The following is a 13,898-nucleotide window of genomic DNA, read 5'->3' as shown; positions in this document are numbered from 1 at the left end:
ATGTTGGTTTGGTCACTTACATTATATCGGATGAGGCGATTTTTTTGTGCATAAAAACAGGGCTGCCTCAAAAGTCAGTTTCCACTGACTTTTGGGACAGCCCCTTTGCATTCTGTTGAAAAATGATGTTGTCAACCAAAGCCTTTCTTAAAATCAAAACATTTATTGACATTTTAGGTTTACAACGATCCACTGCAACTGACAAAGACATTAGCGAAAGAGTGAATTTACACAAGTCCATTCAGAAAACGAGATGCGGCAAAGCAAAGAATAGGCGGCCTTCGCGGGGCTGCGCTTTCCAAGGGGCAGGCTGAAACGGACAGCGCGCAGCGGTGGCTGGTTCAGCGTTCGCCCCACAGAAAAGCGCAGTCCGGCGGGCTTCACCTATCGGCTCCTGTTCAAAAAAGACTGATCTTCCATTTAGCACTGATCATGTTCGAGTGAAAATCCCACTTAAAAAATGAACTTCTTCTTGATTCTTTTATTTTTCAACACTGTGCAAAGAGCCGCCTCCGTTTAGGGGAGGCTCTTTGCTGTTAGTAGTAACGCCATGCTTTATCATACACTTCAATTAAATTCGGACGAATCAATGTATTCGGCGTTAAAGTCACTGGATCACCATTCTCATCTTCAATTACAGCGTCCTCATCCTTGCCAAATTCCGCAAGCGCCGGCAGTATGTCTGTTGTTAAATAACGTGTGTCATCGATAATAGTTAATTTTGACAATTGTATTTCTTCACGTGATGCCATGATAAAGCCCCAGCCGCCAAAACTCGGTATATCCGCATGGAGGTTTTTTGTTTTTAATCCTGCAGATTGAATCGTTTTATCAATTGTCCAGTATACTTCTGCCGCAAAGACCGGACTGGTTGCCTGCACAATCGAAGCGCCGTCCGGATGCAAATGGTTCCTCATAAGTGAATAAAATTCCTGCGTATATAGTTTGTTAAGTGATTCATTATTCGGGTCAGGCAAATCAACGATAATCACGTCATAAAAACCGTCTGCTTTCTCCAGAAACTGAAACGCATCTTCATTCATAACCTGTACACGGCTGTCATCCAGCGATCCTTTATTTAAATCCGTCAATAAATGATGAGTACGGGCCGTTTCTGTCATCGCCGGATCCAGATCAACTAATGTCACGGTGCCGAGATCTTCATATTTAAGCAGCTCCCGCACCGCCAGGCCATCTCCGCCTCCCAGTACAAGCACGTTATCATGACGTGCCGCTGCCGACATAACCGGATGCACAAGTATTTCATGGTACCTGTGTTCATCCGACGAACTAAATTGCAGCTGTCCGTCTAAGTAAAGACGTGTATCTCCCTGCTCACGTGTCAATAGTATTTGCTGATAAGCCGTTTGTTCTGAAAAAACGACAGGATCTCGGTATAACTTTTGTTCAAAATGAAAAGCCGCTTCCTCTCCAAATAAAGCGCCGGCCATTAAAATAAACAAAAAGACAATACCTGAAGCAGCGTGCAGCTGAAACCTCTTCAACTCTTTTCTAAAACGGATTACAATCCAAAGGGCCACCGCGACATTAATCAGCGCGACAAGAAACGACGTTTTGACCAGGCCGAAATAGGGCCGCAATAAAAATAGGAATAGCAGCCCTCCGATTAATCCGCCGGCATAATCGGAAAACAGCACTTTTGCCGCACTTTTTTGCAGAGACACACCAATTTCATTCGCTTTTCGTATTAATATCGGAAGCTCCACACCTGTTAAAGTACCGACAAGCAATGTCACGCTATATAAAAAAAGCGCATCCGTCCCATCCGGCAAATACGCCGTCACGCCAAACAGCAGCATCGCCGAAAAACCTCCGACAAGACCAATCCCATATTCAATCCAAATAAACGAAGCGATTAAATGTTTCGTCATTTTTTCACTTATGTAGGCACCGATGCCCATTCCGGTTAAAAAAAGGGAGATGGTGAGCGTATACTGCTTCACTCCATCTCCTAAAATGTATGAACCGAGTGCACCGAACAGCACTTCAAAAATGATCCCGCAAATGGAGACGATACCCGATGCATAATAAATCGCCCGGCTCTGCCGGACCGATTCCTGTTCAGTCATTCCAACACCGCCTTACGAAATCGAAGCGCCGATCACAAACGCCAGACCAACGGAAACGGAAAAAGAAATTATTCCGACCGCTATATTGCCTTCTTTCAGCTGCTCTTCCACCGAAAAAGTTCTGGAGAAAATTTCAAATAAAACATAAGCCACTAATTGAAGCACCATCCCGAATAATCCCCAGTACACCGTTTCAATGATCGTATCGTTGTGGAAAATAGAAAACATTAGAATAATGCAGATACCGATAATTTTTCCACCGATCGATAACGCAACCGCTGTATTGCGCCCTTTTATTTCTTCCCAGTCTTTATACTTTTTTGTCATCAATTCAAAAATAACCAAGCCAATTACGACGACTGCAATCGCAATGGCATAATAGTAAAACGTCAGCAAAAATGAGTTCACAACCGAATCCCCTCTCTTAATAAACTATTACTTGCCTGTTCCAGGACCGCCGCCGCGAAAAACGGCACCCCGTCCATATGAACCTGATGAAAAAGAGCCGTACGCACCGCCTCCTGAATAACAGGCATCGTTATTCTGCCGGCATTTATTCGTCTGTGCACGATCCCAGTCTGAACCAAAACGTCCGTTTAAAAGCGAACCGAGAAGCATACCTGTAAAGAAGCCCGGGTTGTAATGGGTTCGGACAAATTCATCCTCTGCCACTTCTACAAGTGTTGAGCCCGGGTTATCCGGATCTTCTGTTAAAATGATAAACTCATCATCATATACGAGCACCTGGCGTCCGTCCACTTCTTCCCCAACCTGTTCAGGCTCCTGCACATCCATTAATTCGGCGGCCACATCCGCAACACTTTTATCCACCCTGTAAATAAGGGCGCGGTCATTTGTGTTCTTATTGTTTTGAACGGCGTCAACGAACGTGTAATTTTCGTCGACATAGTCATCCGCTTCTGACAGACCGCAGGCTGCAAGAAATACGACACAGGCAATCGTGCCGGCCATCCATCCTTTTTTTATCATATATGAAACACTCCAAATGAACAGAGACGGCCCGCCCAAATAAGCAGGCCGCGGTTCCTTATTCTTTTCCGAGCTTCTGTTTTAACGCAGCCAATTCGTTATCAACAGCACTGTTTTTCTTTAAGGCAGCGAGCTCATCATCAAGGCTTCTTGAGCCTGCACGCAAATCTTCTGACGTTTCGGCTTCCGCTTCATATTGCATCACTTTTTCTTCCATTCGTTCGAAGCCGCGGCGTGATTCTCCTTCCCCGATCGATGACATTGCCCGGTTCATTTTCGTCCGCGTTTTTGCGGATTCAGCCCGTGCTTTTAAAGAATCTTTTTTCAAACGCATTTCTTCGTAATTCTTTTTTCATTTCAGACAATTTTTCACGCAAAACCGCAACATCCGCGGCTGCCTGTTCGTGAGCGGTACGCATAGAATCCGCCTGCTGCGCATGCACATTTTTGTCTTCAAGCGCGCGGCGGGCCAGGTCCTCATTTCCGGCTTCAATCGCTTCAACCGCTTGCTGCTGGCGCTTCTCGACCATACTGTTGGCATCGTCGTATTTCTTTTTTAGCATTTTTTCATTGGCAAGCTGTTTTGCCACAGCTGTTTCTGCATCGCGGATATCCGCTGCCATTTCCCGCATAAATTGATCAAGCATCTTTACCGGATCTTCCGCTTTATCCAATGCTGCATTCAGTTCTGAACCGACATACGTCTGTACACGTTTAAAAAATTGAAACATGTTATTGCCTCCTCTTTCTTTAACTTCCTGCTAAGATTGTCACTTCATACTCTTCAATTTCGTAGCCATAGCTGACTTCCACATCTCCGCCCCATACTTCAACCGACAAAAAGCGTTCTTCCGAGTCGTCCGTATAGTCATAATAGTCCACATTTTTTCCGTGGACGTTCTGGCTGCGGCCCTCCGCTTTTACATACGCTCGGCCCTGCTCTTCCAAATAATACGTTCTTCCATCATGCGTTACTTTTTTTGCCCCTGGTTCAAGCCCCGGGATACGAATGGTTTCATACATACCAACTTCCAGCTCATCATCAAGCTCAACGCTTAGCCAGCGTGTTTTTCCGCTTCCGGCTAACTGATACGCATCCCACGTATAGCCGCCGTCGTTGTAATGGATTTTGCCTGTCACTTCATAATCCATAAGATCATACGTGACGAAATCGCCAACACGGAGATTAAGCAGTGTGCGTTCTTTTGTCTCCGGAATTGTTTCATCTGCTCCTTTGAACAAACGCTTAAAAAAGCTCATTCATTTTCACCTCACGTATACGTACGCACAAATTCTGCCGTGGTTTCATTTTTTTGAATATATCGAACAATAAGGCATTATAACCGCCAGAATGGCTTAAATTGTCCAATTGGCATTTGTAAAAAAACAGCACACTCGGCTGTTTTTAAGGTGTATAAATATTCAAATGACCCGGCAGCACTTTGAGATCAATGGGAACAGCATCCCCCATATCGCCGTCCACATTCGCTTTTAAATGAAAAGATGAGTTTATTCTCAATTCTTTTGACGTAAAGTAAATGACATCCGGATCATCCTGCAAATCACCTTTTAATAAGGCTGCTCCAATCCGGAGTAATTTTGGCAGTGCCACGTCTTTCACAATAAAACAATGAAAATGGCCGTCTGCTATTTCCGCATCCGGAGCCAGCTTTTCAAAACCGGCCACCGAATTCGTCAGCGCCGCAAGAAAAATGAGTGATTCTTCTTCATACGCTCCACTGTCCGCTTCCACTGTAATCGTAAAAGGCGTTTTATCCGTTAACGTTTTTAACCCTTCCATCATGTAAGCGAGGACCCCCATGGACGTTTTCTGTTCAGACGTTACTTCACCGGCCGCTTCCGCAATGCCGCCGAGCGCTAAAATATTTAAAAAATAACGGTCGTTTATTTTGCCGATATCCGCCGGCTTCGTTCTGCCGCCCAGCACTTCAATGGCTTTTTCCGGTTCAAGCGGCACGTTAAGCGCGCGCGCGAAATCATTAACTGTTCCAAGCGGCACAACCCCCATTGCTGGACGATACGGCTGTTCCGCAAAACCATTAACCGTTTCGTTCATCGTGCCGTCTCCTCCCATGGCAACAACGGCCTCAAACTTTGCATCACAGGCGTCTTTTGCAAAGCGGACCGCATCCCCTTCTCCTTCCGTCACCCGTGTTTCCACATCAAATCCTGACCTTTCTAGCTGCTGCTTAATTCGGTCCATGTATTGTTCTGCCTGTTCTTTTCCCGATGACGGATTGGCGATAATCATCGCTTTTTTCACTGTAGTCCCTCCCCGTTTATTCGATTTCCGGTTCCGATAAAAGTGTCCGGTTCCAAGTTCGTCATTTAAAAGCTGCTCCATTTTCTCAAGATGCCCTTTCGTCACAGGCGGATCTTTGTCCGACCAATTGACGATATAAATAAAATAGTAGCGGTGGATAAGCCGGAAAATGACGTTTGAATGTGGAAACTCGTCAAACGATGCTTTTATGTTGTACCGTTTTGTATACGTCCTTTTCACTAAATTCATTTTGCTTCACCTACCGGTTGTATACCCCGAAAAATGGCGAAAAGAACATAAGAATCTGTGCTTTTTCGCTAAAAGTAGTGAAAGGAAAAAAGGAATAAATGAGGAATGAGTTAAAAACAGGAAACGGAGGGGTTAATATGAATGAAAGGTACAGTGCAAAAGAAGCCGCAGCAGCCCTTGAAATCAGCCCGGCTACACTAGGAAAATATGTGATGGCGCTTGAAGGGGCGGGATTCCGGTTTGAAACAGGTAAACGAAATGCACGATTATTTGATGAAAAAGAATTGGCGACGCTGCGGCGCATGATGGATACCGCCGCTTCTGAAAATATGCCGCCTGGGCAAGCGGCCAATATGATGGGACAAAATGCTTTTTTGTCCATCATTGACAGCCGGCTTTGCGCACTTGAAGAACAGCAGACAGCCTTGTTAAAGCTGCACGCAGAACTCGATGAGAAAATCGCCCGTCTGCCTGTCCCGCAGCGTATACCTGATTACTCACCCCCGCCTTTTTTATCTTTTCCGCTCCGAAAAGCAGGATTTTTGCGCTTTTTGTCGAAATAGCACCTAGACTACGCATATATGAAGGAGACACTATTTTGAAAAAAGCTATCTTTTTTGACCTCGATGACACACTTCTGGATGATAAAAAAAGCATTCAAACCGCATTTGACGTGACATGCGGCGAGCTTGCTGAAAAATATGAAAAAGACGCCTCAGACATTGAGCATCATGTCCGCATTGCTGCACGGGCACAGTATGAAACATACGATTTTTATCCAGTGACGATTTCGATCGGGATTAACCCGTTTGAAGGACTATGGGGAAACTTTGGCGACGTCCATAACAGCCAGTTTCGCAATATGGGCGAACACATTGCCGATTACCAGCTGAAAACATGGCAAAATGGACTGTCAGCAGCCGGCATCCCGGCATTGGAAGCAGAATGGGCACGCGAGCGGTTCCGTACAGTCCGCCGTGAATCACCGTTTGTTTATGAAGAAACGTTTGAAGTGCTCAATGAATTGCGTGCAAAAGGATTCCGGCTTCTTCTGCTGACAAACGGCGCGCCTTCTTTACAGCTGGAAAAATTGACGATGACACCAGATCTAGTGCCGTATTTCGAGCATATTCTAATTTCCGGCAACTTCGGATTCGGCAAGCCGGAGCAAGCTATTTTTGACCATGCCCTGAAATTGATGGATGTGAACGCTGAAGATGCACTAATGGTCGGGGATAATCAAGGAACAGATATTCTCGGTGCAACACGCACGGGCATCGAATCCGTCTGGATTGATCACGGGGAAGGAAAAGTGATTGAAGGCGCAAATCCCGTTCATACGGTCAGCCGCTTAAAAGAAATTCTTCATCTTGTCTAAAGGTGTTTATCATTCTCTGAAAACGGGTACTTGATTTTGAAAAAGAGACAGACCTGTTTGAACAGGCAGAGGAGAGACTTTGATGGATAAGCACTTTAAACCGTCCAAGCTGGACATTAAAATTTTTGATAAAAAAGACAGCCGTCCGTTCGCCGAACAATCAATCGGTGATAAGGAAGTATATGAAATCCGTGACGATACAATGAGAACGCCGCTTGAAAAAGCTGAAGTATTTGAACAGCTGCTGCAGACGGAAGATGCGTGCGAATTATGGATTGTTCCTGTAACGGAATCAACTTCCTCATTCACGCAGTCGCTGTCAGAAGAAAAAACATCCGCCCTTTTCGGCATGCTGTCATCCTTTCACGAAAAAGTACAGCGTGATCGGACGTTTTTAGTGGTCGGTCCTGATTGCTCAGGCAATATGACCGGCAAAGTCAAACAGCTCGGCTATACCATTATGCCATGTGAAACGTCAGAGCTTGAATCGGTGAAGGTAGACTATTAACAAAAAGCGATGAACCCCTGAACAGGTTCATCGCTTTTTGTTTCATTCCTTAATTATTAATATATTTTTCATAGACACGGCCGAAATCTTTGACGCGGTATTGGTCGTTCGTCTGCTTCAGCCAGTCAAATGCGTACTTGTTTACCTTTTCGAATTCACTTGAAAGCTCAATTTGTGCTTTCGTAATGTTTTTAATCGAGTTTGCGGATAGATCAAGACTTTGCTGGGCGTAACCAAGATACATTTCATTTTCACGCTGGATTTCGGCAATTTTCAATAAAGCTTTGTACAGATCCTTTAGTTCTTCGAGATGTTTTTTATGCACATCAATTGAATACGTCTCATTGCCAAGTGTAAATTTTATTTCCACATCCAAATCTACTGTACCAGCCGTTTCAAGAAATACATTGGAAATACGATTTGTCACATAGTTGAAGCGGCGCAGCATTCTTTTTTTGCTTACGGCATTTGCACCGTCAACATGAACAAGTCCAAGGTTCGTGAAGCAGTATTCATCCGCCTTTGACTTAATTAGAAAATAAATTTTTTCATTGTCTTCATGCATAATGTAATCATCCGCGTCCACCTTGTCATAATCAGCCGGCTTGATCACCGCCCCAACATCGCTCAATCCAAGTACATCTGCTGCTACTTTTCCAAACATGAAGTGCCCTCCTTTTTAGTAACGTATGTATTTCTATACGCTGTCACTTGTTAAAAGTTTCATCTATGATTGAAAAAGATTTTCTACTTCATTCATCTGAAGCGGCCGGTAATAATAATAACCTTGAATCCGGTAGCAATCATTAGCTATAAGCCAGTCACGCTGCCGGCCTGTCTCCACTCCTTCCGCCATAATTTTTATATTCAGATTGTCCGCCAAGTGCAAAATAGATTTCAACAATGCTTCTCCGCGGCTGCTCTTTTCAATCTGGTCAACAAAAGATTTATCCACTTTAATTTTATCCAAAGGGAAATCATGCAAATAAGAAAGCGCCGAATACCCTGTACCAAAATCATCAATCGCCACACAGATGCCTTCCTGCCTTAAAAGCTGCAAATTTCGTGAAACGGCTTTTGAAGAAAATATAGGGACACTTTCGGTAATTTCAATTTCCACCGAGTCCTTTGACAAGCCCGTCTCTCGAAAAAAGCGTTTAAAGTCGGTTATAAAAGCTTCGTCTGTTAATAGCTTTGAAGATAAATTAACAGCTAAAAAGCCTTCAAACCCAAATTTTTCACGAATATTTCGGAAAAAACGAAATGATTCCTTCATCATTTTTTTCGTTAAATCCGCGATATAACCACTCTCTTCCGCAATATTAATAAATTCAACAGGCGAGATCCATCCAAATCGCCGGCTTTTCCAGCGGGATAATACTTCGAAACCGATAATGTCACCCGTTCTCCCATCCACCTGTGGCTGGTAGACAAAAAAGATTTCTTCATTATCTGCTGCTTTTTTCAACTTTTCTTCAATATATAGACGCCGTTCCAAATGCTGATGAAGTTCATCATGAAATAATATGGCCCGATTCCCTTTTAATTTTTTTGCCTGATACATAGCCATGTCGGCTTTTCTCATCAACTCGTCCGCTCCATTGCCGTCAACCGGGTAAAGACTGGCGCCAATACTCGCTGTCACATTTAAAATTGTGTTCTGGTCAATGGAAACCGGAACTCTTACAATATTCAGTAACTGTTCGGCAAATTGCAGAACATCCTCGTCATTTGTTTCACCACGGTAAATAATTAAAAATTCATCACCGCCAAGGCGTCCGACAAAATGATCAGCTCCTGCCTGATTGCGCAGTCTCGTTCCCACTTCTTTCAATAAAATATCCCCGGTGTCATGGCCGAGTGTATCGTTAATATTTTTAAACCCGTCCAAATCCATAAATAGCACGGCACAGCCCATTTCATCTTTTTTCTTCATTTGAATAGAGCTTTGCAGATTTTCGATAAAAAAACGGCGGTTCGGTAAATTGGTCAATTCATCGAAGTACGCGGCTTGCCGCAGCTGCATCTCAGTTTTTTTTCGTTCGTCAATATTTTTGAAATAAATGGACAGACCGCCTTTTTTTCTCGGATATACATACAATTCAAACCACGTTGCAAACGGCGGGTAATACGATTCAAAATGAACGTTTTCTCTTGTCCTCATAGCTTTTTCATAAACGGTCATAATTTCTGTATTTTCTGCTTCAGGTAACGCTTCGAGCAGCCGCTTTCCGATTAATTCTTCTTTACTTTTACCTAAAATACTGGCTGCTCCCTTGTTTACATACGTAAATCTCCAGTCATCATCAACTGAGTAAAAAGCATCGGTCATGCTTTCTAAAATGACCGCTGTTTCCTGTTTATACAGTTCAATTTCGGTTACATTTTCGTGCCGGACAAGCGCACCCACAACGCTTCCATCTTGTTCCACCGGCATCACTTTCATGACAAACCAGCGATTTCCTTTAGGAGAGTGGCACGAATACGGATGTTCCTCCAGTACGCTCCGCCCTTCCAATACCGCTTTTATTTTTGCGCCGGCGTCTTTTTTCCCGGATTTCTCAAGAAAATTTATATAATGGGTGCCTTGCTCAGCCGGCGGTAATGTATTATTCAACCATTGAAAATCTTTCCATGCATTATTAACGGTCACAATATGGCCTTGCCGATCCAAAATAGCCAGCTGATTTTCAATAAAGTCCATTCCATCTATCAATGTTAACTGTGATAACCACTCCGCTGCCAAGCTGCTCACACCCTTTCCCTTCTCTCTCTAAATTATACTAAAATTCCGCCGTTCAAGTAATGGGGGCGTCTTTTTCTCTACACAGACAGCCAATAGACGCTTTTTTACAACCTTTCATTGTATACCCGGTAAGGAGAGAAAAAAATACACGGCATCCATTTATACTAATCTGGCTGGTCAGGATCGTTTCAATGATAAAGTGTGTATTTGGAAAATTTCGGAGGAAAAATAAGCAATTTAGAAAAAAGAACCAATTTTCTTCACAAAAAAACTGCTCCGAAAAAACCGGAACAGCTCTTTTTTCTATTTATTCCCCAATAACAAATTCAAAGTTTACACTAAACTTTACATCTTTGCCGACAAGGACACCGCCTGTTTCAAGTGCCGCATTCCATGTTAAGCCGTAATCTTCACGATTCACTTTGCCTTCTCCATCAAAACCGGCAATTGTGCTGCCGTCCATCGGATTTTTCGATGTGCCGTTAAATTCCACTTTGAATGTTTCTGTTTTTGTTACGCCTTTAATCGTTAATTGACCTGTTACTTCATATTCGTCATCTGATACTTTTTTAATAGAATCGCTGACAAATGTAATATGAGGATGATTTTCAACATCAAAGAAATCAGCTGAACGCAGATGATTATCGCGGTCTTCATTGTTTGTATCGATGGATGCCGCATCAATCGTTACTGTCCATTTTGCTGTTTCAAGGCTGTTTACGTCGCCGTCAATTTGCACATCAAAGCTTGTGAATTCACCCTTAGTTTTGGATACCATCATGTGTTTTACTTGAAAGGCAATCCCGCTGTGTACTTTATCCATTGTAAATGATGACATGTTTCCTTCCTCCTCAAATTAAAAGTAACTTACTCTGATAACTATACATGAATTTTATCTCGAATTCAAGATATATGTTTATAAAGTTTTTGTAAAGAAGAACGCTCCGGCTTTCGCCTGGAGCGTTCCTGCGTTAATGAATATCTTTTTTCTTAAAGCGGCCGCCTCTTACTTCCGCAATGTCCGCTACGGCAAGAAATGCTCCTTCGTCCAAATCTTCCACGATTGATTTTAACTTCGCTTCCTCAAGACGGTTAATGACGCAGAAAATGACTTTCTTGTCGTCACCCGTATAGGCGCCTTTTCCGTTTAAATACGTCACACCACGGCCAAGGCGGGCAATAATGGCTTCACCAATTGCCTGATATTGGTCACTGATGATCCATGCGGACTTCGATTCATCGAGTCCTTGAATGACGACATCAATCGTTTTAAACGCAATAAAATAAGCCAGAACAGAATACATTGCGCGGTCCCATCCGAAGACGAATCCGCCCCATGTGAAAATAAAAACATTAAAAAACATAACAATTTCGCCGACGGAAAACGGCAGTTTTTTATTCATTAAAATCGCTAAGATTTCTGTACCATCAAGTGAACCGCCGTACCGGATGACAATACCGACACCGGCACCGAGCGCTATACCGCCAAATACAGCAGCTAAAATAATATCATCTGTAAAAGCGGAAACCGGGTGCAGAAGAGTCGAAGCGATCGATAAGATGGCAATCCCAAACACTGTTGAAAACGCAAATGTTTTTCCAATTTGCTTATAACCGAGAAAAAAGAAAGGAATATTTAATAAAAATAAGAAGAGCCCAAGCTTTACGCCGGTTAAATTGGATAAAATAATAGAGATTCCAACGATGCCGCCATCCATAATCAAATTCGGCACAAGAAAAATTTCCAGGCCGACCGCCATCAGAACAGCGCCGATAAAAATAAATACAATTCGTTTTAAAACCCTTTTTAAACTTAGCTTTTGATGCTGTTTCTGAATCAAACTCTCTTGTTCTATTTTTCGTTCACTATCCACATATTCACGTCCCTGTTTTCCATTTCTTTCATTATATCAATGTTCCATATACAAAAAAAGCGTCCCTCCTTGGAGGAACGCTCATTAATTAACGCCGCGCATAAACCCGCGGATTTTTGATGAAAATAGAAGCAGAATGAGTCCAATAAAGATAGAGGCACATCCGATAATGCCAAAGTATACGATCTCTGTATCTTCTCTGTAAAAACGAACGAGCTGTGCATTGATCGCCTGTGCGGACGCGTTTGTTAAAAACCAGAGACTCATCGTCTGGGCACTGAATGCAGCCGGTGCGAGTTTCGTTGTAACCGATAACCCAACCGGGGATAAGCATAGCTCCCCCAATACAACGAGGAAGAAGCTGAGAACGAGCCACATTGGGCTGACAAGTGTTTCCGTTCCGCCAAATGCCGGGATTATCATCACAAGGAAGGACAGACCAGCGAAAAACAAACCGAGTGAAAATTTTACCGGTGTCGACGGCTGACGGCTTCCAAGCTTTACCCACAGCCAGGCAAATAAAGGTGCGAGTATGACAACAAATAATGGATTTAATGACTGGAACCATGAAGACTGCAGATCCAGCCCCATAAATGACAGGTCCGTCCGCTTATCGGCGTACTGCGCTAAAATAATGGCCCCCTGCTCTTGAATTGCCCAGAACATCACCGCTGCAATAAAGAGCGGAATGTATGCAAGCACGCGGGATTTTTCGGCAGCTGATGTTTTCGGGCTGCGGTACATAACGAAAAAATATACAGCAGGAATCAAAATACCGAGCACACTAATCGTCATCGTAAAGACAGCAAGCGTTAACGCTCCCGTTATCAGTCCAGCTGCCACTAAAACCGCAACGATGATCGATCCGATACCAATTTGTGTAAATACTTTTTTCTTTTCCTCAAGCGACAGCGGGTTCGGCACATACGTCCCGGCAAGACCGAGATTTTTCTTTCTTGTCGCCAAGTACACAGCAAGCCCTAAAAACATGCCAATGGCCGCAAGTCCGAAGCCAAGATGAAAATTGTATTCCTGCCCGACCGTCCCGACGATAATCGGTGCTAAAAGCCCGCCCATATTAATACCCATGTAAAAAATACTGAATCCGGAATCACAGCGTCCATCCGTTTCTTCGTAAAGATCACCGACAATGCTGGATATGTTCGGCTTCAGTAAACCCGTACCAACGACGATAAACGCCATTGAAGTGAATAAACCCGTTGCTCCAAACGGCAATGCCAAAACGATGTGTCCAATCATGATCAATACACCACCGTAAAAAACAGTTTTCGATGTACCGATCAGACGGTCAGCAATCCAGCCGCCGATAATCCCCGACATATATACGAGCGATCCATAAATCGCCATAATAGAGGCTGCTGTCATTTCCTCAAGACCAAGTCCGCCTTTTGAGACTTCATAATACATATAGTAAAGCAGAATAGCGCGCATTCCATAATAAGAGAAACGTTCCCAGAATTCCGTGAAAAAGAGGGTAAACAATCCTTTTGGATGACCAAAAAAGCCGCGTTGCGGAACACTTTCCACAATTGCTTTTTTATCCATACTTCCGCTTCCTTCCATTCTGAAATTATTATTTTATAAAATTTTCCGAATAAAAAATAACCTAATTTAAAGGTGTTTTTTACAATATCAGAGGTAAATAAATTATTCAAGTAAAAGAAAATAGACATATTTTTCAGAATCGAATGATTTCCAGGAGGCGTTTTCATCTTTTGGAAAATCCTAGTCATTTTTCTTACAAAATAAAAAAACTCC

Annotated in this window: 13 protein-coding genes and 1 pseudogene; 3 read left to right on the top strand and 11 right to left on the bottom strand. The window is 43.2% G+C overall.

Annotated elements, in window-relative coordinates; genetic code table 11:
* Positions 1 to 536: 536 nt before the first annotated feature.
* From BTO30_RS11690 to BTO30_RS11665, 6 genes and pseudogenes are all read right to left on the bottom strand, one after another.
* A complete protein-coding gene (locus BTO30_RS11690) occupies positions 537 to 2,090 on the bottom strand; it encodes a polyamine aminopropyltransferase (RefSeq protein WP_075398910.1) in 1,554 nt (517 codons plus the stop codon).
* Between the two features lie 12 nt (positions 2,091 to 2,102).
* Positions 2,103 to 2,498 (bottom strand): DUF350 domain-containing protein, encoded by a 396-nt coding sequence (locus BTO30_RS11685; RefSeq protein ID WP_075398909.1) that lies wholly within the window; start codon positions 2,496 to 2,498, stop codon positions 2,103 to 2,105.
* A 27-nt stretch (positions 2,499 to 2,525) separates the two neighbouring features.
* On the bottom strand, positions 2,526 to 3,080 hold the full coding sequence (locus tag BTO30_RS11680) for a DUF4247 domain-containing protein (RefSeq protein WP_075398908.1): 555 nt from the start codon (positions 3,078 to 3,080) through the stop codon (positions 2,526 to 2,528).
* Positions 3,081 to 3,138: 58 nt separating this feature from the next.
* Positions 3,139 to 3,811 (bottom strand): annotated as a pseudogene (locus BTO30_RS11675) (PspA/IM30 family protein).
* Between the two features lie 19 nt (positions 3,812 to 3,830).
* Positions 3,831 to 4,340, bottom strand: coding sequence for a DUF4178 domain-containing protein (locus BTO30_RS11670; protein WP_075398907.1), 510 nt, complete (start codon positions 4,338 to 4,340; stop codon positions 3,831 to 3,833).
* A 145-nt stretch (positions 4,341 to 4,485) separates the two neighbouring features.
* Complete coding sequence (locus tag BTO30_RS11665; protein ID WP_245796445.1) at positions 4,486 to 5,613, bottom strand: diacylglycerol/lipid kinase family protein; 1,128 nt, start codon at positions 5,611 to 5,613, stop codon at positions 4,486 to 4,488.
* A gap of 137 nt (positions 5,614 to 5,750) precedes the next feature.
* On the opposite strand from BTO30_RS11665, the gene BTO30_RS11660 reads away from it, so the two are divergent.
* The 3 genes from BTO30_RS11660 (at position 5,751) to BTO30_RS11650 (ending at position 7,499) form a co-directional block, all read left to right on the top strand.
* Entirely contained in the window at positions 5,751 to 6,176 is a 426-nt protein-coding gene (locus BTO30_RS11660) for a MerR family transcriptional regulator (protein ID WP_075398906.1), read from the top strand.
* Between the two features lie 35 nt (positions 6,177 to 6,211).
* Positions 6,212 to 6,991 (top strand): HAD family hydrolase, encoded by a 780-nt coding sequence (locus BTO30_RS11655; RefSeq protein WP_075398905.1) that lies wholly within the window; start codon positions 6,212 to 6,214, stop codon positions 6,989 to 6,991.
* 82 nt (positions 6,992 to 7,073) lie between these two features.
* Complete coding sequence (locus tag BTO30_RS11650) at positions 7,074 to 7,499, top strand: hypothetical protein (RefSeq protein ID WP_075398904.1); 426 nt, start codon at positions 7,074 to 7,076, stop codon at positions 7,497 to 7,499.
* A gap of 49 nt (positions 7,500 to 7,548) precedes the next feature.
* Here the strand turns inward: BTO30_RS11650 and BTO30_RS11645 are convergent, their stop codons facing one another.
* The 5 genes from BTO30_RS11645 to BTO30_RS11625 form a co-directional block, all read right to left on the bottom strand.
* Entirely contained in the window at positions 7,549 to 8,163 is a 615-nt protein-coding gene (locus BTO30_RS11645) for a PH domain-containing protein (RefSeq protein WP_075398903.1), read from the bottom strand.
* A gap of 63 nt (positions 8,164 to 8,226) precedes the next feature.
* Complete coding sequence (locus tag BTO30_RS11640; protein WP_075398902.1) at positions 8,227 to 10,254, bottom strand: EAL domain-containing protein; 2,028 nt, start codon at positions 10,252 to 10,254, stop codon at positions 8,227 to 8,229.
* A 298-nt stretch (positions 10,255 to 10,552) separates the two neighbouring features.
* Positions 10,553 to 11,083, bottom strand: a complete 531-nt coding sequence (locus tag BTO30_RS11635) for a YceI family protein (protein ID WP_075398901.1) — start codon at positions 11,081 to 11,083, stop codon at positions 10,553 to 10,555.
* 133 nt (positions 11,084 to 11,216) lie between these two features.
* On the bottom strand, positions 11,217 to 12,101 hold the full coding sequence (locus BTO30_RS11630) for a YitT family protein (RefSeq protein ID WP_075398911.1): 885 nt from the start codon (positions 12,099 to 12,101) through the stop codon (positions 11,217 to 11,219).
* Positions 12,102 to 12,203: 102 nt separating this feature from the next.
* Complete coding sequence (locus BTO30_RS11625; protein ID WP_075398900.1) at positions 12,204 to 13,703, bottom strand: peptide MFS transporter; 1,500 nt, start codon at positions 13,701 to 13,703, stop codon at positions 12,204 to 12,206.
* Between the last annotated feature and the right edge of the window lie 195 nt (positions 13,704 to 13,898).

The organism is Domibacillus antri (assembly GCF_001936625.1).
GTDB lineage: Bacteria > Bacillota > Bacilli > Bacillales > Domibacillaceae > Domibacillus > Domibacillus antri.
This window is presented reverse-complemented; position numbering and strand designations above follow the sequence as displayed.

Excerpts from the sequence above, each read along its gene's own strand:
- BTO30_RS11690 (WP_075398910.1), bottom strand. The coding sequence starts at position 2,090 with ATGACTGAACAGGAATCGGTCCGGCAGAGCCGGGCGATTTATTATGCA.
- BTO30_RS11680 (WP_075398908.1), bottom strand. The coding sequence starts at position 3,080 with ATGATAAAAAAAGGATGGATGGCCGGCACGATTGCCTGTGTCGTATTT.
- BTO30_RS11670 (WP_075398907.1), bottom strand. The coding sequence starts at position 4,340 with ATGAGCTTTTTTAAGCGTTTGTTCAAAGGAGCAGATGAAACAATTCCG.
- BTO30_RS11665 (WP_245796445.1), bottom strand. The coding sequence starts at position 5,613 with ATGAATTTAGTGAAAAGGACGTATACAAAACGGTACAACATAAAAGCA.
- BTO30_RS11660 (WP_075398906.1), top strand. The coding sequence starts at position 5,751 with ATGAATGAAAGGTACAGTGCAAAAGAAGCCGCAGCAGCCCTTGAAATC.
- BTO30_RS11650 (WP_075398904.1), top strand. The coding sequence starts at position 7,074 with ATGGATAAGCACTTTAAACCGTCCAAGCTGGACATTAAAATTTTTGAT.
- BTO30_RS11645 (WP_075398903.1), bottom strand. The coding sequence starts at position 8,163 with ATGTTTGGAAAAGTAGCAGCAGATGTACTTGGATTGAGCGATGTTGGG.
- BTO30_RS11635 (WP_075398901.1), bottom strand. The coding sequence starts at position 11,083 with ATGTCATCATTTACAATGGATAAAGTACACAGCGGGATTGCCTTTCAA.
- BTO30_RS11625 (WP_075398900.1), bottom strand. The coding sequence starts at position 13,703 with ATGGAAGGAAGCGGAAGTATGGATAAAAAAGCAATTGTGGAAAGTGTT.